This is a genomic window from Neobacillus sp. PVCKKU3 (genome assembly GCF_058323225.1).
Genome location: NZ_JBLVQN010000038.1, coordinates 1 through 19,758 on the forward strand (window position 1 = coordinate 1; position 19,758 = coordinate 19,758).

General features: G+C 40.4%; 17 protein-coding genes, 1 pseudogene and 3 riboswitches. Of the genes and pseudogenes, 7 read left to right on the plus strand and 11 right to left on the minus strand.

The genetic code is table 11. The features are described 5' to 3' along the window. Window positions 1-434: 434 nt before the first annotated feature. The 4 genes from ACNQGS_RS21830 to ACNQGS_RS21845 all read right to left on the minus strand — a co-directional run bounded on the left by ACNQGS_RS21830 (window position 435) and on the right by ACNQGS_RS21845 (window position 5,169). Window positions 435-1,823, minus strand: a complete 1,389-nt coding sequence (locus ACNQGS_RS21830) for an amino acid permease (protein WP_491489179.1) — start codon at window positions 1,821-1,823, stop codon at window positions 435-437. Window positions 1,824-1,991: 168 nt separating this feature from the next. Next, window positions 1,992-2,051, minus strand: a riboswitch (glycine riboswitch). A gap of 2 nt (window positions 2,052-2,053) precedes the next feature. Continuing rightward, window positions 2,054-2,154: riboswitch (glycine riboswitch) on the minus strand. A 174-nt stretch (window positions 2,155-2,328) separates the two neighbouring features. Continuing rightward, the gene (locus ACNQGS_RS21835; protein WP_491489180.1) at window positions 2,329-3,108 is read right to left on the minus strand and encodes a hypothetical protein; all 780 of its coding nucleotides are present in this window, start codon (window positions 3,106-3,108) and stop codon (window positions 2,329-2,331) included. A gap of 32 nt (window positions 3,109-3,140) precedes the next feature. After that, window positions 3,141-4,322: a methyltransferase domain-containing protein gene (locus ACNQGS_RS21840; RefSeq protein WP_491489181.1), complete on the minus strand. Its 1,182-nt coding sequence runs from the start codon at window positions 4,320-4,322 to the stop codon at window positions 3,141-3,143. Window positions 4,323-4,491: 169 nt separating this feature from the next. Then, complete coding sequence (locus ACNQGS_RS21845; RefSeq protein WP_491489182.1) at window positions 4,492-5,169, minus strand: potassium channel family protein; 678 nt, start codon at window positions 5,167-5,169, stop codon at window positions 4,492-4,494. Between the two features lie 201 nt (window positions 5,170-5,370). Here ACNQGS_RS21845 and ACNQGS_RS21850 point away from each other — a divergent pair, with 201 nt between their 5' ends. Beyond that, a complete protein-coding gene (locus tag ACNQGS_RS21850; protein ID WP_491489225.1) occupies window positions 5,371-6,264 on the plus strand; it encodes a permease in 894 nt (297 codons plus the stop codon). 13 nt (window positions 6,265-6,277) lie between these two features. Continuing rightward, window positions 6,278-7,144 (plus strand): TIGR03943 family putative permease subunit, encoded by an 867-nt coding sequence (locus tag ACNQGS_RS21855; protein ID WP_491489183.1) that lies wholly within the window; start codon window positions 6,278-6,280, stop codon window positions 7,142-7,144. Window positions 7,145-7,233: 89 nt separating this feature from the next. Here ACNQGS_RS21855 and ACNQGS_RS21860 read toward each other — a convergent pair whose 3' ends face one another. The 4 genes and pseudogenes from ACNQGS_RS21860 to ACNQGS_RS21875 all read right to left on the minus strand — a co-directional run. Further along, complete coding sequence (locus ACNQGS_RS21860; RefSeq protein WP_491489184.1) at window positions 7,234-7,449, minus strand: hypothetical protein; 216 nt, start codon at window positions 7,447-7,449, stop codon at window positions 7,234-7,236. Window positions 7,450-7,478: 29 nt separating this feature from the next. Beyond that, window positions 7,479-7,562, minus strand: a riboswitch (cyclic di-GMP riboswitch). A 152-nt stretch (window positions 7,563-7,714) separates the two neighbouring features. Continuing rightward, window positions 7,715-8,932 carry a metallophosphoesterase family protein gene (locus ACNQGS_RS21865; RefSeq protein ID WP_491489185.1) on the minus strand — a complete coding sequence of 406 codons (1,218 nt, stop codon included), beginning with the start codon at window positions 8,930-8,932 and terminating at the stop codon, window positions 7,715-7,717. A 333-nt stretch (window positions 8,933-9,265) separates the two neighbouring features. Next, entirely contained in the window at window positions 9,266-10,207 is a 942-nt protein-coding gene (gene lipP1 / locus ACNQGS_RS21870; RefSeq protein WP_491489226.1) for a LipP1 family hormone-sensitive lipase, read from the minus strand. 1,020 nt (window positions 10,208-11,227) lie between these two features. Then, window positions 11,228-11,869 (minus strand): annotated as a pseudogene (locus tag ACNQGS_RS21875) (flavin-containing monooxygenase); the annotation flags it as partial. Between the two features lie 398 nt (window positions 11,870-12,267). Between ACNQGS_RS21875 and ACNQGS_RS21880 the strand changes: the two are divergent. Further along, on the plus strand, window positions 12,268-13,047 hold the full coding sequence (locus tag ACNQGS_RS21880; RefSeq protein WP_491489186.1) for an alpha/beta fold hydrolase: 780 nt from the start codon (window positions 12,268-12,270) through the stop codon (window positions 13,045-13,047). 160 nt (window positions 13,048-13,207) lie between these two features. Here ACNQGS_RS21880 and ACNQGS_RS21885 read toward each other — a convergent pair whose 3' ends face one another. Continuing rightward, window positions 13,208-14,911, minus strand: coding sequence for an NAD-dependent malic enzyme (locus ACNQGS_RS21885; RefSeq protein ID WP_491489187.1), 1,704 nt, complete (start codon window positions 14,909-14,911; stop codon window positions 13,208-13,210). Between the two features lie 259 nt (window positions 14,912-15,170). Here ACNQGS_RS21885 and ACNQGS_RS21890 point away from each other — a divergent pair, with 259 nt between their 5' ends. Beyond that, on the plus strand, window positions 15,171-15,476 hold the full coding sequence (locus ACNQGS_RS21890; RefSeq protein WP_213145988.1) for a DUF4257 domain-containing protein: 306 nt from the start codon (window positions 15,171-15,173) through the stop codon (window positions 15,474-15,476). A gap of 152 nt (window positions 15,477-15,628) precedes the next feature. On the opposite strand, the gene ACNQGS_RS21895 is transcribed toward ACNQGS_RS21890, so the two are convergent. Then, window positions 15,629-16,039, minus strand: coding sequence for a hypothetical protein (locus tag ACNQGS_RS21895; RefSeq protein ID WP_491489188.1), 411 nt, complete (start codon window positions 16,037-16,039; stop codon window positions 15,629-15,631). 198 nt (window positions 16,040-16,237) lie between these two features. Here ACNQGS_RS21895 and ACNQGS_RS21900 point away from each other — a divergent pair, with 198 nt between their 5' ends. After that, the gene (locus ACNQGS_RS21900; protein ID WP_491489189.1) at window positions 16,238-17,041 is read left to right on the plus strand and encodes an alpha/beta hydrolase; all 804 of its coding nucleotides are present in this window, start codon (window positions 16,238-16,240) and stop codon (window positions 17,039-17,041) included. A 126-nt stretch (window positions 17,042-17,167) separates the two neighbouring features. Next, window positions 17,168-17,971 (plus strand): metallophosphoesterase, encoded by an 804-nt coding sequence (locus ACNQGS_RS21905; protein WP_491489190.1) that lies wholly within the window; start codon window positions 17,168-17,170, stop codon window positions 17,969-17,971. Between the two features lie 37 nt (window positions 17,972-18,008). Here ACNQGS_RS21905 and ACNQGS_RS21910 read toward each other — a convergent pair whose 3' ends face one another. Then, a complete protein-coding gene (locus ACNQGS_RS21910) occupies window positions 18,009-18,734 on the minus strand; it encodes a hypothetical protein (protein WP_491489191.1) in 726 nt (241 codons plus the stop codon). Window positions 18,735-18,872: 138 nt separating this feature from the next. Here ACNQGS_RS21910 and ACNQGS_RS21915 point away from each other — a divergent pair, with 138 nt between their 5' ends. Further along, a complete protein-coding gene (locus ACNQGS_RS21915) occupies window positions 18,873-19,637 on the plus strand; it encodes a DUF3891 family protein (protein ID WP_491489192.1) in 765 nt (254 codons plus the stop codon). The last annotated feature ends 121 nt before the right edge of the window (window positions 19,638-19,758 follow it).

The window sequence follows — 19,758 nt, forward strand, 5'->3', positions numbered from 1 at the left end:
AATTATTGTTTGTTGACGTTTTTGTTTGTTTAGTTTTCAAAGAACTATCAATGCTTTTGTCTAAGCTTTTTTCAGAAGCGACAATGACTATCATATCGCATTTCTAACAATCTATCAATCATCAATTTTTTCCAATTGAGATTGACCGGAACACTCTGTTTAAGAGCGACTTTCACATCATAACATCATTGTTATTTTGATGCAACAGAAAGTTTTTTCCAATACATCATGATTTAAAAGCTCACCCAATGTATTTCAGTCACCTGATTGGCGACAGGAATTATAATATATCTCTTTTTCATATTGTTCTCAACAAGTAATTATTTCCATGACTATTAATAAGCATTAGGTAAAAAAACACTAAACTCGAAAAAGAAAGAGTTTAGTGTTTTATTTTTTCCTATAAATAGTCCACACAATTTCACTAGTTCTGATTAATTTTCTACTACCGGCCCACGATTCACTTCATCCGCTTTATTTATTTTCGTTTTTTGCATTTTATAAATTACAATCAGCAAAATAAACCAAACCGGAGTGACAAATAAAGCAATACGGGTATCTTCTGCAAGTGCAAGTACGATAAGTACGAACGTAAGAAAAGCAAGGATTAAATAGTTGGCAATCGGGAAAAACGGCATTTTAAACTTGTTTGCTTTCGCTAAATCCGGTCTTGTTTTACGATATTTTAAATGGGCAATAACAGTAATTCCCCATATAAAGATAAAACACACGGTAGAAACACTAGTGATCAGTGTAAATACTCCTTCTGGCATTATATAGTTTAAAGCAACGCCAATTAAAATAACAACAGTTGAGAAGAACAATGCATTGGAGGGTACTTTACGTACAGTAAGAATAGAAAGTGATTTTGGTGCATTATTATTTTTTGCAAGTGAGTATACCATACGGCTTGTACTAAAGATGGCACTATTACATGCCGAAGCTGCAGATGTGAGAACAACAAAATTGACAATACCTGCTGCTGCTGCGATACCAACTGCCACGAATACTTGGACAAATGGACTTTCGGCTGGTTTGATAGCGTTCCATGGATAGATGCTCATAATAACTAAAAGTGCACCAATGTAGAAAATGATCACACGAATAGGGATATTATTGATTGCTTTTGGAATTACTCTTTCTGGGTCTTCTGTTTCCCCAGCTGTAAGTCCTACAAGTTCAATGCCTACGAACGCAAAGACAACCATTTGGAATGAGAGGATAAAACCATTTATGCCATTCGGGAACATCCCATCATGGCTCCATAGATTCGTAAAACTCGATGGTCCTGAATCTGTAGAAAAGCCCTTAAAAATCATAAAAATACCAATTACAATGAGTGCTAGGATGGCGATGACTTTAATTAATGCAAACCAGAATTCCATTTCGCCAAATAGTTTTACGGTTGCAAGATTCATCATGAGCAAAAAAACGAGGGCAATTAATCCTGGCATCCACTGTGGCACATGGGGAAACCAATACTGAGTATAAATTCCAACTGCTGTCAAATCCGCCATTGCAATCGTAATCCAACAGAACCAGTAGGTCCATCCTGTGATAAAGGCTGCCATATTACCGAAATAATCTTGAACAAAGTCAACAAAAGAATGATAGTTCAAATTGCTTAAAAGTAGTTCACCTAATGAACGCATGATTAAAAAGCAAATGACGCCTGTAATCATATAAGCAAATAAAATCGATGGTCCAGCTAAATGGATCGACTTTCCCGCCCCAAGAAATAAACCTGTACCAATTGCCCCGCCAATAGCGATTAGCTGTACGTGCCTGTTTTTTAATCCTCTAGCCAATTTTTGTTCCTGCATATCATTTTCCCCTCCTGATGCTTGCAATTTTAATATCCAAAATAGGTTTCATAAATCGGCGTAAAAAAGCGCTTTCATTTTTTCTTTAATTATCCAGCCCCTTTATTTACTTATTCCCATCTTTCTCAACTAAAAAAGGACAGAGAAAAATAGGGGTTCTCCTACTTTTCTCTGTCCTTTTACCTGAGAGTTTGACTCCTTTGGCGGCCCATGGGCTCTCTCCAGAGATGCGTCCTATTATGGTCCTTTTACCTGAGAGATTGATACCTGATTTTTGGAATTTGCTCCTTCGGTGCTAAACGATGCGTTTAGTCTCTCCCATAATATTCATCCGCTAATATGAATTTAATCTCATATTAGTTTATCAAATAAACAATGTCAATTGAATATTCAGAATATATATAATTCGGGAAAAATTCCTTATTATAAAAATAAGATTGATTGCCCAGATATAAGGAGTTTTTTTCCATTGAACTCTTCTGCTCTGGCTCATAGTTCAACCCAATCAATCTACGTTTAGTATCTTTTGTAATTGTAGAAGTATAGTGATAAACTCCTTTGAGTCATGGTAAATTTGTTCCTGAGAATGGGCTGTATTGTTTCGTAATTCCTCAATTTTTCTAAAAAATTCCTTGCATTGACTATTTGATTCAAAGCCTAGCAGCTCGACTAATTTTGGCGTTTTCCGAATGATCGTGCCTTTATCGGATAACTGTAAATTGTCCACCAAAGTCAGGGCTTCATTTTTTGCTAACCGCTCTTCCAAAAGCTCTTTTGCTTTGGTTAATCTTGATTCTGTTAACTTATCAGCCCAGCTGTCATCCGGATAAAATTCTTTAATCACTGAAATGATGTACATTTCCAGAAGTGAAATGAAACTAAAAGCCAACATCCTAATTGGCTGCTTTTGCAAATCGGCCACCGTGACGATCCTGGTAACTTTGTTCTTTTCAAGGATAAAGGTGAATTCTCTCTCCTGAAAAATATCCAGCAAATCAATCAAAGAAGTGGAATCTGAGATAAGGTTATCGGCACGAAAATCCTCAACAAACTCACTTATTTTTCCTTCTTTTTTTATATCTTCTCTTTTTACATATCCAATAAGTTTTCCGCCCTGTTTAACCCCATAAATATCAAAATCGCGATCAAACATTTCCTTTTTAACAGCGGCAGCATCATCTTCCGCTTCGCATGTCTTAATCTCTTCTGAAAGCAATTCCACTGTCAGATTATTTTCATAGATATCTCTTAATTTCCGATAACCTTTTAGGGCATTGGATTTCAACCATGACTCCCCCTTCCTTATTAATGAAGTTTTTATTCTGGACGGTCTTTCAGGCTGTCGTACTTTACAATCGGTCCGAGGTGACTGAACTGCCCTGCTGCCTGCTCCATTAGCAATTGGGCTTCTTCATATGCCCCGGCAGGAAGAATGTCCAACTGACGATACCCCATATTACCATAGCAATAGACGAGCAGAAAATCATTCGTTTCCCAAACTTCAAATCGATACATAAACCAGTGGTTGGGTACAGCTAAATACTGTCCAAATTGAAATGTTTTCTCTCCTAGTCGGTGGAAGGCAAACTCTGCATTCACCGTGGTATAGGATTGGCCAGCCTCTAATATGAGCGGCTGATTTTTCGAATATAGGTGTTCCATCCCTTCCAAAGTGGAAAGTCCTGTTTCTATTTTTGTCGCTACGATGACAGGAGATTGCTTTTTTGTTCTAAATTCATAATAGTCGATGATTTCACTGTCACTCCATTGGACATGGAGATTGGCTTCTTTTAGCAAATTGGCCCACTTCCCGACATCTGCCGGGTTTTCCAATCGCTCACAAGAGAGATAGGTTCCGTTCGGGGTTAAAAAGAAGTCAACGATTTGTAAATACCAGCTGTCACCAAACGTTGGTTTTTCCTTCAGGTGGTCAGGCAGCGACCAATAGTTTTGAATGAAAATGGGCCCCATAATCTCATGAAAGCTGCGTACCGAAATAATCATATCAAAAGAATGCTTAGAAAAATGGTCAAGGAGCTCCATAAAGCCGATTTGATAAAAACTCACGTTTGAGAGCCCTAGCTGCTTGGCCAACTGCCGGGCACAATGGATTCCGTTTTCCGACTGGTCGACTCCGGCGATTTCCGCATCAGGAAAAAGCTTTGCATACCAGCATGCCGACAATCCATTATCACACCCGATTTCCAAAATTCTCTTTGGCTTTAATTGCTTTTGCTGGCTTACCCAGGTGAGCAATGATTTGTGAAAGGACATCGTCCACGATTCTGCAGCTAAACTAAATGGCAGGGTTTGATTCTTTACATCATAAATGTTCCCTTTTCTTTTGCGGGAAATAAGCGGTTCCAGTTCCTCTGCCAAGACGGAATCTACAGCAGTAACGTGCTTCCAAAAGGCGAGCTTGCTTTTGCATTCTTTGATTCCGAGTGAATTAAAATAGTCGTCAATATTTGGTTTCTTTTGTTTCGTCTCAATTGACATACAATAATCTCCAGTTTATCTAAATTATTACTTATTATTAGGACTTGGTATTAAATTTAGTTAGTTTAATATTAAATGGTTTTTGTTATTTTATCAAAAAATTTTTACTTAATAAAAAAAGTGCCAGGTGCGATTAACTAATCGTCCCTGGCACTTTTCATGAAAAGCGTTAGCTCTTCTTTTGTTCTTTTTGATAAGCCTTCAACTGCTCGATCATCACGAGAAGCTCTGGTTCACTAATGGTTGGATATTCGTCAATTTTATCTCTTACGTATTTTAATTGGTCGGGCAGATCCGTTTTTTTATTTGAAAAAAGCGAGGCCACCGTTCCTGTTACAACCCCAATTAAACCGATTCCGACGAACATAAGTACACTTGCAATTAATCGTCCAACAGTTGTCTCTGGGTATAAATCCCCATACCCTACTGTTGTGGTAGTCACAACAGTCCACCACAGGGCATCACCATAACTGTCAAAGTTAGGTTCAATCCAGGCCATTGGGATGGCTGTTAGAAATAACAACGCAATAACGGTTATAAATAATTTATCAAAACGGTATTTTTCAATCAAAAGATCTAGAAGCGAATTATTTCTTTTCACGACGAGGATGAGCCGGACCAAGCGGATTAGGCGGATTAAACGAAGGGTTCTAAATAATTGATCGACGGGTATTAGTGCAAGAAGTTCAATCGGATGGTTTTTAGCAAATTCCCATTTATTTTTGCTTAACAACAACCGTATCACATAATCGACAGCGAAAAGCCCCCATACAAACCAGCCCAAAACATAATCTTCCCGCTCGGGCAATTCAGCAACCAAAGAAAAAATAATAAGTCCAGCTAACAAACATTCATAAACAAAACCAATCTTCCGTTTCAGCCTACATTCCCCCTTACCTAATTAATTTTAAGGGAAAAGCTTTGTAGAATACAAGGTTAAATGATGCATGGGGACGGTTCTCGTGCATCACTTCCACTTTTGGAAATAAAACATATCACTATTTGTCTTACTATCTGTTATAATTGCTATGTTTTTTATCGCTTTTCTATTTCAGGAGGTTCTCCTATGAATCAATTGTTACAATTAAACACGATATTTATTAGTATAATAATAGAAGCAATTCCTTTTATTGTGATCGGCGCGTTTGTTGCGGCACTGATTGAAGTGTTTGTTTCAGAGAATATGATTGTCCGGATCATGCCGAAAAATAAGATTCTTTCAGTGATAACTGCTAGTTTCGTAGGCGCAATTTTTCCAGGCTGTGAATGTGGAATTGTTCCAATTACGAAAAGATTAGTCGAAAAAGGTGTGGCCCTTCCCGCCGCGATTTCGTTTATGCTCACCGGACCAATTATCAATCCGATTGTTCTTTTTTCAACGTATATCGCCTTTGGCAATAGCTGGACGATGGTTTGGTATCGTGCCGGGTTTGCCATTGTGGTTTCGATTTTAGTCGGGATTGTTCTTTCTTTCGTGGTCAAGACGAACCAGTTAAGGCTGAATGCCGATGAACATGGTCATGTCCATGACCATTCGAAACAAAATACGAAGCAAAAATTGGTCAGCGTGATCACTCATACCATCGATGAATTTTTCCACGTCGGAAAGTACTTGGTGATGGGTTCGTTAATCGCTTCAGCGATGCAAACCTTTATCCCGACTTCTACGTTGGCTGCACTTGGACATTCCAAAGTAGCGGGTGTTCTTGTCATGATGGCGCTGGCGTTCATTTTATCAATTTGTTCTGAAGCGGATGCGTTTGTTGCTTCGTCTTTCAGAAACACATTTTCACAAAGTTCAATTGTGACATTCTTGGTGTTTGGTGCAATGGTTGACATCAAGAACCTGCTGATGATGTTCGGAACGTTTAAGCCAAAATTCGTTATCCTGCTTGTTTCGTTAATTTCAGCATTCGTATTTATCGGTTCACTATTACTGTAAAGGAGGGAAGAATATGTTTCGCGTCGTGATTTTATTATTGTTTACCAACTTGTTTTTCTATTTGCATTTATCAGGAAACATTTCGAAGTATATTAATATGAAGTATTCCTTTCTTTCCTACAGTATGATTTATGCCCTATTCTTCCTAACTATTGTAGAAGGAATCAGATGGTACTTTAAAGAGAAAAAATCAGAGATAGAATTGGAATGTCATGAATGCCATCACGATCATTCACATGACCATAAAAAGCCTTCTTTTGGAAAAAAGCTAAAAAGAACGGTTTCGTATACGATGATTGTTCTTCCCGCTTTGACAGGTGTGTTTTTGCCGGTAGCGACCCTAGATTCACAATTAGTTAATGCCAAAGGATTTAGTTTTCCTACGTTAGAGGACGGGGCCGACCGTTATGGCATGCACCAAATATTAAATCCCGACATGAGTAAATTTATGGGCCAAGATGCATTTACGGATTTAGTCAAAAAGGAATTCAAATCGTATAAAGGAAATGACCATATTACCTTAACAGATGAGGACTATTTAAAAGGTCTGGAAGTCATCTACAACTTTTCCGGCGAATTTGTTGGGAAAACCATGACGATGAAGGGTTTTTCATATAACGGTCCGGGGTTAAACGGCAACCAAATCTTCTTATTCCGATTTGGGATTATTCACTGTATTGCCGACTCTGGTGTGTTCGGAATGATGATTCAATTCCCTGAAAATGTCCACATCCCAAATGATCAGTGGTACGAAGTAACAGGAACGATGGACACGATGTATTATCAGCCTTTTAAAATGAAAATTCCTATTTTAAAAGTAACGGATTATAAAATCATCGAGCAGCCGAAAGATGCTTATGTTTATAGGAATAGTTTTTAAAATAAAAAAGAAAGCTCCAAGCACTTTAAAAAGTCCATGGAGCTTTCTTTTTCAAGTGGCTTCTAGAGTTGCCCTTTTTTAGATGAACCCTAGTCAGCAAAGCCAGAATGGAATAACACCTTTCTTGTATCGTAACGTTCTAAGGCAACCAAAAATAACCTTCTTTTCAACAATTCTTTTTCTAAGAATTTATAATTTTTGTCGGCCATTTTTAGTAAAGCTGTTATGTACCCCTCTATAATATTTTCATCACTAAGTTCCACCACATCCATTTCAAGTTCGTTGTCATAAACATATGTAGTCAAAATGAAATCCCCCTAAAATATATACTATTTTAGGCAGCTCAGCCATCATAGTTTCAAACCTTAGACCTGTAGCTTTGCGTCCCACTCTTTCGAGAAGTTTGCCTTTATCTAAATAAACTAATTATTTATATTATATTACAATTTTTTCAAATATTACATAACAAAAATTATAAAGATTCATGGGAAGATGCATGGGGACGGTTCTTATGCCTCATTTTTGCTAGAAATTGAGGCGCGAGAACCGTCCCTATGCATCATCTTAAAATTAGCTTTTGATTACTTTTTCTTTCTTTTTGCTTTCATCTATTGGTGCAGGCGCAGTACTTTGGTCATTGGCAGTCAAATCGATGCCATAATCTTTAGCAAACACCATATGAGTTTCCACAAGAACGTCCTTCGTGTTTTCATCTAAATTGAAAACTCGGGCACCGCGCAATCTATTTCGGTCAGCCCCTGGTAGGCCGTATGCGCCAAAACCTGTGCTGCCTGAATAGCCAAGCAAGATTCCATAATAATTACCCATATAAGTATTGACATGGTCGTGTCCACAGAAGACCCCTTTGACATCCCCTCTTTCTAGCATTGCTGAAAACATTCCGCTGTTGATTGGACCCGGGCATTCCTCTTCATTTCTTTCACCCACAATATTGTGTTTAATCAAGGCCTTTGCGTGATGGGCATCCGTTCTTCCGTCAACACTTCCAAACCACATAAATCTGTGCTCCCAAAGCGGTATATGAATAAATACTAGCGATGGAACTTTATGACCCCATTGCTGTTCCAGTTTTTTTGACGTCTCATAATACCAGCTGACTTGGTTCATACGGAGCCAGTCCCAGGTTGGGTATCCTTGAAAATCTTGACCCGCAATCGTTTGAGGGGCATATCTTCCACTGTCAAGCAGCCAGAGGTTGAACGCTGCATCTGTCCCTTTTGAATTTTTGATAAGAAGATTCATGTTACCCGTACCTGTAACGTCTTTTACCCCAGGTGTGTTCATATTGTATCGGTAAGACATATAAATGCCCAGCATATCTTCCTCATTTAGGCCGCTTTTTGGAGTGGAATCCTCATCATGATTTCCGTATGTAATGGCCCACTTAATCCCTCTTTGCTCCATCGGCTGGGCCACATTGTTGATGGCTTGTTTCATTTCGCTAGGAGTGTCACAGCCCCCAGTGATGTTGTCTCCGTTAAGGACTACAAAATCCGGTTTCTCTGTATCAAGGACCTTTTCCATCAGTTGTATGGTACGGCGGTCAATATTTTCATCATCCTGTGTATCATTAAACTGAACAATCTTGAATTTGCCGTCTGGATTAAATTGAAGCTTCATATCATCATTTAATTCAGCATAAGCTGTCCCAGTAAACAAATCTTTTGGAAGGCCAGCTGCTCCGAGTGTTAATGCAAGTGTACCTATACCTCCGATTTTGATAAATTTCCTTCTGTCCATTTCTTTTTGTGAATCCAGATTACTCATAACAAAACCTCCTCTAGTTTTTTAAGTTCACAGTTTAAAAAATATATCTATTAATAACATAGCAAGGAGATTTTAATTCTCTGTATAGGTTATGTAAATTGTTGATTATAAATTGGTAAAGAATTCTAGACAAAGATAATCCATCTAATGATTATGAAAAATACATTAAAAAGAATCGTAAAAAATCACACCAAAATTTAGGTGCTAATAGAAAAACAGAGTAGCCACTGGTAGGACCACCCTGTTTTCAGTTGATTATTTTAAGGTCAATTTTACAATGGTTAAATATATCCTTCCTGTTTTGATTTAGCCTCCTAAAAATCTGCAATATATCTATCTAGTTTTTATAGCATTAAATGCATCCTTCAAGGCATTGGCTGCCTGGTTGATGGCGTTATGCGCCTCCGCTAACACCCCTGGCATCCAGAAGAAACCGTGAATCATTCCGTCATAGCGTGTCGCTTCCACCGGTACGCCTGCTGATTTCAGCCGTTCCGCATAGGCTTCCCCTTCATCGCGTAACGGGTCAAAGCCTGCCGTAATCACCAGCGCTGGCGGAAGTCCGCTTAAGTCCTCTGCCAATAATGGCGAAGCATACGGATTTTGGCCATCCTCTTCATTACGAAGATAATGATTCCAGAACCAGACCATTGTATTTTTTGTTAAAAAATAACCCTCGGCATTATCACGATAAGAGTCCGTGTCATAAGCGTGATTGGTAACAGGATAGATAAGCATTTGATAGGCAAATGAAGGGCCTCCCTGTTCACGAGCCATTAAGGCCACAACTGCTGCAAGGTTTCCGCCAGCACTATCACCTCCTACTGCAATACGCTCAGGGTCTACTTGAATCTCGGCAGCATTTTCCGCCACCCACTTAGCTGCAGCATACGAATCCTCAGCGGCAGTCGGGAATTTGTGCTCAGGTGCCAATCGGTAATCGACAGAAACAACGACACAACCCGCCCTGTTTGCCAACATACGGCAAGGCACGTCTACAGTATCCAGGTTGCCGATAACCCAGCCCCCGCCATGGTAATAAACCAATGCAGGGAATGGCCCTTCACCCGCCGGCGTGTAAATGCGGACAGGAATTTCCTCTCCCTGTACTGGAATGGTCCTGTTTTCTACTTTGGCTACCTCTTCAGGCGCACCTGCTAATAAACTAAAATCACCCATCCTGGCTAGTTCAGGGGTAAGCTGCTCCATAGGCGGCGCACCGGCGGACTCTAATTGTTTTAAAATAAACCATGCCTGCGGATCAATATTTGACATGAAAAATCCCTCCTTAATTTTGCTATCATCTTGGTTATCGTGTGCTAGCAGAGAGGTAAACCCTTCATAGCCTCTTGCTGCAACATCATCACATATTAATCGATATAGCCCTACTCCACCCGCAAAGGCAAGGAATCCCCGGGGCTTACCGTCGATATTCGCACCCATGTACCAGGAATCTGTTTTAGTTAGCAGAGACATGTCGGCAATGGCGTGGCATTGCCGGCTCCAAAATGCTTCCGCCTCTTCAGTGGCCTCAAATGCTTCCAAATGATGCTCACGAAGATAATCAATGCAATCGGCAACCCAATCCACATGCTGCTCAATCGAAACCATCATGTTGCTTAGTACCGATGGGCTTTGCGGACCAGTCAGCATAAACATGTTCGGGAAGCCGGAAGTGGCTAGTCCAAGATAGGTCTTCAACTCGGCGCCGTCTGCCCACTTATTCTTGAGCGAGACATCGTTTTTTCCACGAATATCAATTTTAAATAAAGGGCCTGTCATCGCATCAAAACCAGTCGCAAACACAAGGACATCTAATTCATACTCGTTGTCTGTCGTCTTGATTCCATCTACTGTAATTTCCATAATTGGCGCTGCCTTAATATCAACAAGTGAGACATTTTCTCGGTTGTAGGTTTCATAATAGTTGGTATCTATGATAGGTCGTTTAGTAGCGTAGTAGTAGGTCGGCATTAACTTTTGTGCTACTTCGGGGTCACGAACAATTTGCTTAATCTTGGAGCGGATAAAGGATGCGGCTGTTTCATTCGACTCTGGGAGCAAAGCTATATCATTGTAATTGTAGGTAAGTGTAAATAGGCCGCCCTCCTGCCAGGCTTTTTCATATAAACGTTCCCGTTCTTCAGGGCTATCCTCGAGAGCAGACCGCATCCGAGGTCCATATGGTACACCGTGCTGCGAGTAACGCATGAGCTGTTTAATCTCATCATAATTTTCCCAAGTCTTGCGGATTTCTTCTGCCTCAAGTGGATGATTTTGCGCTGGACAGCTATACTGCGGTGTCCGTTGAAAGACGGTTAAGTGGCCTGCTTCTTTGGCGATAGCAGGAATTGCTTGAATGCCACTTGAACCAGTTCCAATCACCCCGACACGCTTGCCGCTAAAGTCCACCTTTTTGTGCGGCCATCTTCCCGTGTGGTACATCTCGCCTTTGAAGCTGTCCAAGCCTTTAATTTTCGGGATGTTAGAAGAAGAAAGACAGCCTAATGCGGTGATAAAGTATTCAGCTGCGACTGAAGCGCCATCATCCATGCGGATCTCCCAGTTTCGGGTTTCTTCATTGTAGCGGGCGGCTGTAATCCTTGTGTTGAACTGAATGTCGCGCCTTAGGTCCAGTTTATCTGCCACAAAATTTATGTAGCTTAAGATTTCCGGCTGCTCAGCATATCTGGCTGACCACGTCCACTCGTCCAAAATCTCTTTTGAAAAAGTATAATTGTAGTAAATACTTTCGATGTCACATCGCGCACCCGGGTAGCGATTCCAATACCAGGTGCCCCCAACATCATCCGCTGCCTCATAAACGCGAACCGAATACCCGGCCTCCCGCAGCTTATGAAGCATATACAACCCAGAAAACCCAGCCCCAACCACCACAGCATCAAACACCTGACCACTACCTTGATTCAAAGCCATCAACAAATGCCTCCTTTGTTACATGGGGACGGTTCTCATGCCTCATTTTCCTTACCCTTGACAGCATCAAACAAAATGATGGAAGAGAAACCGTCCCCGTGTTCTAATTGTAAGCGTTCCCAAATAATATTCTTTCTCGATGTTTAAAACTCCTTTTGGTTTCTTCTATTTTTTGTAAATTATTTATTAGGGATAAGTCATGGTAAAATATCGGCTTGGTTCGTTCCATTTGCCCTTATCCGTGGAACGAACCGACAAAAGTGATGCATTAGAACCGTCCCCATGCACCATCTTTTTGAATTTTGTCCTAATGGCAGTAAAAACAACGCAATACCCGTGATTCTTTGTTCTATAATAAAAGAATAATACTTTACTAATTTAAAACGGGAGGGATTATCTTGCTTTGCGCGTCGGTAAACGGAGTCAATCTCTACTATGATCGATTAGGCAGCGGCGATCCGCTAGTACTCATTCATGGGTTGGGGGAACGAAAAGAAGGCTGGAAATTTCAACATGAGCTGGCAGAACATTTCGATTTAATTATCCCTGATTTACGGGGCTTTGGAAAAACCAGGTGTTCAGAAAGTCAAGAAATAACCATCAACGCGTTTGCAAGAGACATTGTTGAGTTATTGGATCAATTAAGCTTGAACGAAGCGCATATCCTCGGCTTTTCCATGGGAGGAATGGTTGCGCAGGAAATTTATAAGTTACGTCCGGAAAAAATAAAGTCTCTCATCCTTGCAAACACTCTTTTTTACGTGCCGAAGTGGTTAAAAAAACTATTGCTGCGGACAAACAAAAAATTTACAAGTAACTTGACGATTGAAAAATTCCACACAGGAGCGACTTCGAGATGTTTGCATGATAAAAATGAAGAAACCGTTCAAAAAGTCATGCCAATCTGGTCCGAACATCTTGATGGATTTCTACCAGGAGTAAACGCATGTTTGGAAATTGATTATCGGCAAACATTGAAAAAAATGAATGTTCCCACTTTGGTCATTTCCTGTCAGAATGACAGAATTTGTCCCCCGTTCAATCAAAAAAGAATGCATAAATTAATACCAAACTCCACGTTTTATACGATCAAAAAAGCGGGCCATGTGGGGAAAATTGAAAGGTCAGATGAATTTAATCGAGTGGTATTACACTTTTTAACATCTGTCTCTGCCTGAAGGAATAAATGAATGGGGCCGAACTGCTATAGAATAAAATCAAACAAAATTTGAAAGACCGAACATGCAGCCACATGTCCGGTCTGATTTCATCTTAGGGGTTACTTAAAATCCTCGCACCAAGAATGATGCACGAGAACCGTCCCCATGCATCACTTTTTTAAATACTTGTCCAAATTCCTATACTTTTTATTTCTTTATATTCAGGTTCCCACATGGCTTCGGCAACTGCTTTCTCCACATTCGGAATGTCCGCCCTCGCTATTCCTTCGTTTATGGCCGCTTTGGCTACTTCAACTGCGACGTATACTGATACCGCATGCAATTTTTCAATAGGTGGCAGGAGAGATGCACCTGATGTGCTAGTGTCTGTCATTTGGGCAACTGCATTTGCTGCAGCTGTAAACATACCTCTTGAAATGATTTCAGCTTTTGCCACAATGGCTCCAAGGCCAAGCCCTGGGAATACAAATGCATTGTTTGCCTGCCCGATTTCGTAGGAAACTCCATTGTATTCTACATGATCAAATGGGCTGCCAGTTGCGATTAACGCCTTGCCATCCGTCCATTTGATCAGGTTTTCTGGGACTGCTTCCGCCAGTGCAGTCGGGTTGGACATCGGGATAATAATCGGCCGTTCAACATGTTTGGCCATTTCTTTTACAATTTCTTCTGTAAAGGCGCCGGCTTGTCCCGAAGTACCAATTAGAATGGTCGGTTTTACCCTCCCGACTACTTCGATTAAAGAAATGATGCCATCCTCATTCCTATCCCAGTCCTTCACTTCTTCTGCTTTCCGCAAATAAGGTTTCTGGAAATTCAAGACGTCCCCAGACTCGTCAGTCAACAACCCACGGTAATCAATTGCCCAGAAACGGTCATAGGCCTCTTCCTTAGTTAGACCTTCAAGAATCATCGCATCTACCAGTTGGTCAGCATTTCCGATACCCGCCGACCCTGGTCCGAAAATTACAATCCGCTGATCCTTCAGGGGAGTGCGGGTGACTTTCAAAGCAGACTTAATCGCCGCAAGGGTAACCGCACCTGTTCCCTGGATGTCATCGTTGAAGGTAAGGATTTTGTCACCATATTTGGCCATGATATTGCGTGCGTTCACATTTCCAAGATCCTCCCAGTGAAGAAGCACTTCTGGGAAAAACTTTCTGGCCGTCTGGATGAATAAATCAATGAACTCTTCGTAACTCTCGCCGCGGACACGGGCGAATTTGTTACCGATATAGATCGGATCAGAAATCAACGTCTGGTTGTTCGTACCAACATCTAGGACAACTGGCAGAACGCGGCTTGGATCAATACCGGCAGCTGCTGTATAGACGGCAAGTTTACCAATGGCGATATTAATGCCGCCTACCCCTTGGTCCCCTATTCCGAGAATGCTTTCCGAATCCGTAACAACGATTAAATCAATCCCATTTTTAGGAAGTTCAAGATTATAAAATGCCGTATCAATGCCATCCAGGTCATCGATGGAAAGATACAAACCACCCGGTCGACGGTAGGTATGAGAGTATGTCTCAATCGCTTCACCTACAGTCGGAGTGTAGATAATCGGAAGCATTTCTGCTAAATGCTCCTTCAAAAGACGGTAAAACAAAACAACATTGCGGTTATACAAATCATAAAGCACGCCGTTTTTGAATAGATTGGTGGTCCGCATCGAATATTGCTCATAGACCTTTTTCACCTGCTCCTCAAGCGTGAGCACCCGAGGCGGCAGCAAACCATCGAGTCCAAGATCCTCCCTTTCTTCTTTCGTAAAAGCCGTTCCTTTATTTAAAAAAGGATTAGAAAGAACTTCTTTACCTCTAAGCGATGTAATAATAACATTTTCCGGAATATTCATGAATTCTCCCCCTTTCTTTTACTCATAATAATTATCTTTGTTCTTTTTCGATGAGTTGATGCATGGGGACGGTTCTCGTGCATCATTTACTATAGAAAATGATGCAAAAGAACCGTCCCCATGCCTCTTCCCATGCCTCATTTCACCAAAAACTTGGAATTTTTCCCAATTTTATTGTGTCTCCAAGTTTAGTATAATGGTAATACACCAAGATTTACCTTAGGTCAAAAAAAATAGGCTTAAGGAGAGTGAGAAACAAGTGTTGGATGACATTATTTTCTCTTTAGTAATTGGTGGGACAGTCGGAATTCTTGGACATGTTCGGAAGCATGGCAAAATTGTCATGCCGCGCCGAACAAAAAAATTTCTTTATCTCGGGTTTCTTGAGGAAATGCTTCTAGGTGCCATTGCTGCGCTTCTTCTCGTTTTTTATACCGCTCCTAATTCCTTTATAGAAAATATCTTCTTCTCGCTAATTGCCGGAATTTCAGGTGATGCAGCTCTTACAAGTTATAAAATTATCAGACAGCACAATGAAGAGAAAGCAAAATCCAACAATCAATAACGGCAATAGAATTGCTTTCAACTGCACAGCATCAGTCTTAACTACTGGTGCTGTTTTTTGCAATTCAATCAACTTCGAATCTCCTACCTTTTTGTAAACCATCTCCAACAACAGTAAAAAGGTGCCAATAGAACCGTCCCCATGCCTTGTTTCTATGGAACAATAATTGTAGGCTTAATGGACTCCTCTTCAAGCACATTAATTCCTCCGATAACTTCATAGGCGGAGCCAATTGAAACAAGCATATCCCCTGTTATGGCAAGCTTTTGCTCCTGCAGAAGTTTAATGAGGTCTGTTTCGTTTATTTGACCTGAGACAGATATCGCCTCCAGAAGTTGTCCAATAGTCCTAATCCATACCCCCGTCAATATTTGTTGTTCTCCCACTTTATTTTGATCTTCCTCCAAATGGTAAAGCCCAGTTAAACCTTTTAATTCGATGAGCTGACCAATTACTTGAATCCAAAGGCCTAGGGCAACCTCTTTTTCCAATTTTTTTATTTCTTTACTTTTTTCATCGTTCCTGCTCCTGCTGACTTTATGGATTTGTTTTGGATCATTCATGATTACCGTCCCCCAAATCTCAAATCTAAATTATTTTATGTAAAACAGAAATAGGAGTGTCTTTAGAACTTCCCTAGTCCGCTACTCTTTTTCACATTAAACAGAACCAATACCACCAATGATTAATTTTTGTAATGAATTACCCAAGGAAGACAAAAACTAACAAACATAATATAAATCTGCAAAAGGAGTTTGGACATGCAATTAAAAGCACCCGAACCATTTACGTTTGAAGGCGGGGACCGCGCTGTTTTGCTTCTTCATGGTTTTACTGGCAACACAGCAGATGTACGTATGTTAGGCCGCTTTTTAGAAGAGAAAGGCTATTCCTCCCATGCACCTCTATATAAAGGACATGGCAGCGCCTCGCCTGAAGAGCTTATGAACTCCACCCCGGAAGATTGGTGGAAAAGTGTATTGGAGGGTTACCAGCTGTTAAAGAATAAAGGCTACGAAAAAATTGCTGCAGCGGGTATATCACTTGGGGGAGTTTTTTCCTTGAAGCTGGCAACTGAGTACCCACTGGTAGGGGTTGTCACAATGTGTGCACCTATGGGTTTTAAAAATAAAGAAACACTGCCAAATATGGTACGTGCCTATGCTCAAAAGTACAAGGAGTTGCAAGGAAAGTCAGAACAAGACATCAATAGCGAATTGAGTGCATTTCAGGATAACAGTATGCCGGCAGTTCAAGGGTTAATGAGGCTGGTATCAGGGGTGTCCTCTCGGCTAAATAAAATTTCCGTCCCAGCCTGCATCATTCAAGGCAGGCATGATGAGGTAATTGATATGGAGAGCCCGCAAATACTATACAACGGGATTCAATCTACCAATAAAGAAATCAAGTGGTATGAGAATTCGGGCCATATCATTACACTTGATGATGAACGAAATCGCGTCGAGGAAGATGTTTTTCAATTTTTGGAGCAATTGAATTGGGAAAATGATGAACAAATTATTCCTTCTCTTCAAGAAACGGAAGCACCGCAGATATGGTGGTGATTTTTAAAAGGTGCCGGGCACTACTCTAAAATGGGTGGTGCCCGGTACTTTTTTGCTTTAATAAAGGAAAATGGATTGGTTTTAAAGAAATTGTATGAAGGACTATTTTTGCAGGGAGGACTGGGAGTGAAAATTGCTATTTTGTCAGATATTCATGAAGGCTTGAATCGAAAACGGACTCAGAGCGAAATTATGGCAGTGTTAAATAAATGGATAGAAACCAATCACCCCGATGTGTTTATAATCAGCGGCGATATGACAGCGGGTCCAGATAAAAGCCTTGCTCTTTTGAATAAGCTTCAAAATGATTTTCCAACAACAAAGATCTTATTTGTGCACGGTAACCATGATATCTATCATGAAGATTCAAAGGCCGCTTATGAAAAATTGCTTCAATTCCCCGGGAATCTTGGAAATGGCCCGGTTGAATTAAATGAGGACTGGGTCGTTATTGGTGACGGCGGTTGGTATGATTATAGTTTTCAAATCGATGGGTACACGGAAGAACAATTTAGGATCGGCACGTTCAACGACTTTACCTGGCCGGATAAGCAATATGCCCATTGGCCAGGTTCGGATGGCGAAGAAACGGACCGTTACGTTGAAAAGCTCGAGAACCGGTTAAAGGAGTACCACGGTAAAAATATCATCATGGTCACACATGTGGTTCCCTTTAAAAAATATTTACAAGTTAAGGGCGATCCATCTTGGGACTTTTTCAATGCCATGATGGGCAGCGAACGTTTCGGTGAATTGGCATTGAAGTATGGCGTAAAAAAGTATATTTTCGGTCATATCCATACCAGACACCATGAGCACTATAACGGAATTGAAATCATCTGCAACCCATTAGGATACTATCCACATGAATGGCATCACCAAACAGCGGAAGGAGAGATTTTTTCTACGATTAAAGTTATTGAGATTTGATGTCTCCGATCGATAGTAACAGCCGTTTTTTCAATAGCTAGAAAAAACGGCTTATTTTATTGATCGATTCGGACGCTTCCACCGGCCTTTTAAATTTGTAATCTGTCCTAAAAAAGCAATAAATAGGTCCTGAGGACTTTGAATGCACAACGGTTGTTGCGGACGCGGGATTTCCAATATTTAAGGAGATCGTGACATGATCATCGATTGGGTAATTAGGATCATATATATTAATGGACAGATCGTTCTTATTCAAGTGATATCCGTATGCAAGAACTTGATGATTTTTTCCAAACTGAAAAGGATTGAGGGATTTTACTCTTACTAAACCAAGTGGCGATAGGTTTCCATGATCAAGATCATTTTTAATTCGAGGCCATTCCTTTGTTATCATTCTCCAGGACCTTCCGTGCGGTGCAGCCCCTATTTTACTAGCCATGGTTTCATCGTCCGGTAGTACAGGATTCATCAAATACAAATATTTAATAAAACCTAAGGGCAAATTTAAACTATTAATCTGCCGGTTAACGATAAAGTCAAATAACGGACCTTCTGAAGGGGCTGCCTGATTTGACGGGAGTGGCATATTTGCTTCAAAGTAGTCCATGACTGCAAAAACCATTCCGCCACAAAGGCCGTAAGATGCATCACCAAATGTAATCTGCCTACCCCAAATATCCAATTTTTTTAAAGGAACACGTGGAAAGCTGTTACCGAATTTAAACCCAGCTGAGCTAGGTCGAAACTCTGATAAGTTTGGCATCATGACTTCCTCCTATTGTATTTAAATAATCATAAACATATAGCCGAATCGTTTACAAATAGAATTTATTTTATGCATTTCTACTAATCCTATAAATATTTATTAAGAAAGAGCATTTCTAGAAAGGAGTGAGGGAAAATGATTATTTATGAGCAGGAAGATAGCTTTATTATGATAAAACAGGATGACCACGCTAGGATATCAGGCATATTTGCACAGTCCTGGAAAAATGATTATTTCTACGGAGTGGATTTGAAAGATGAAGTGGTTCTAGCCATAAGTGAACACGATCGTGGCTGGATTGAGGCTGACGAATGGCCTTTATGGAATAACGAAAAAGACAAACCATACTCATTTATCGATCACCCCATGAAGTTAAAGACTGCTATTTATAAAAAAGGAATTGATGAAGTAGAATGTATGAGCAAGTATGCCAGTCTTCTTTGCAGTTTGCATTTTGTTTCATTTCTGCAGAACGAGGTAGATCCACTTGCTAAGGAATTTGTTGCCGATGAAAGAAAGAGGCTCCAGTACCTATTTGATAATTTGGGAATCAAGGGAAATATAGACATGGAAAACCTGTTCATGTATCACCTCAAGATTCTTAAGTTTTGTGATAACCTCTCCCTCTATATCTGCCTGAACAAACCTGGGGTAGAAAAAGCAGATGAGCACCCCTTTTTCCGAAACGGTTTTCCGGAAGCGTTTCCATTCGCAAATGACCAGCCCGTCCATGCGCACTGGACGGATCCGAAAACGGTTGAACTTTCACATTCTCCCCTCTCCAAGCAATTACAGGTTTATTTACCTTTTAAAGAAGTTAACAAAGAAGAAATAAGCTTCAACGGTTTACTAAAAGCTTATGCAGAAACACCGGAAACCATTAGAAAAGTCACATTCTGATGCATGGGGACGGTTCTCATGCTTCATTTGCGCTAGAGAATGAGACAAAAGAACCGTCCCTATGTTTCATATGTGTTTGTTTTATTTCCTTATAATGTTATGACTTTTTGGAAAAATAACA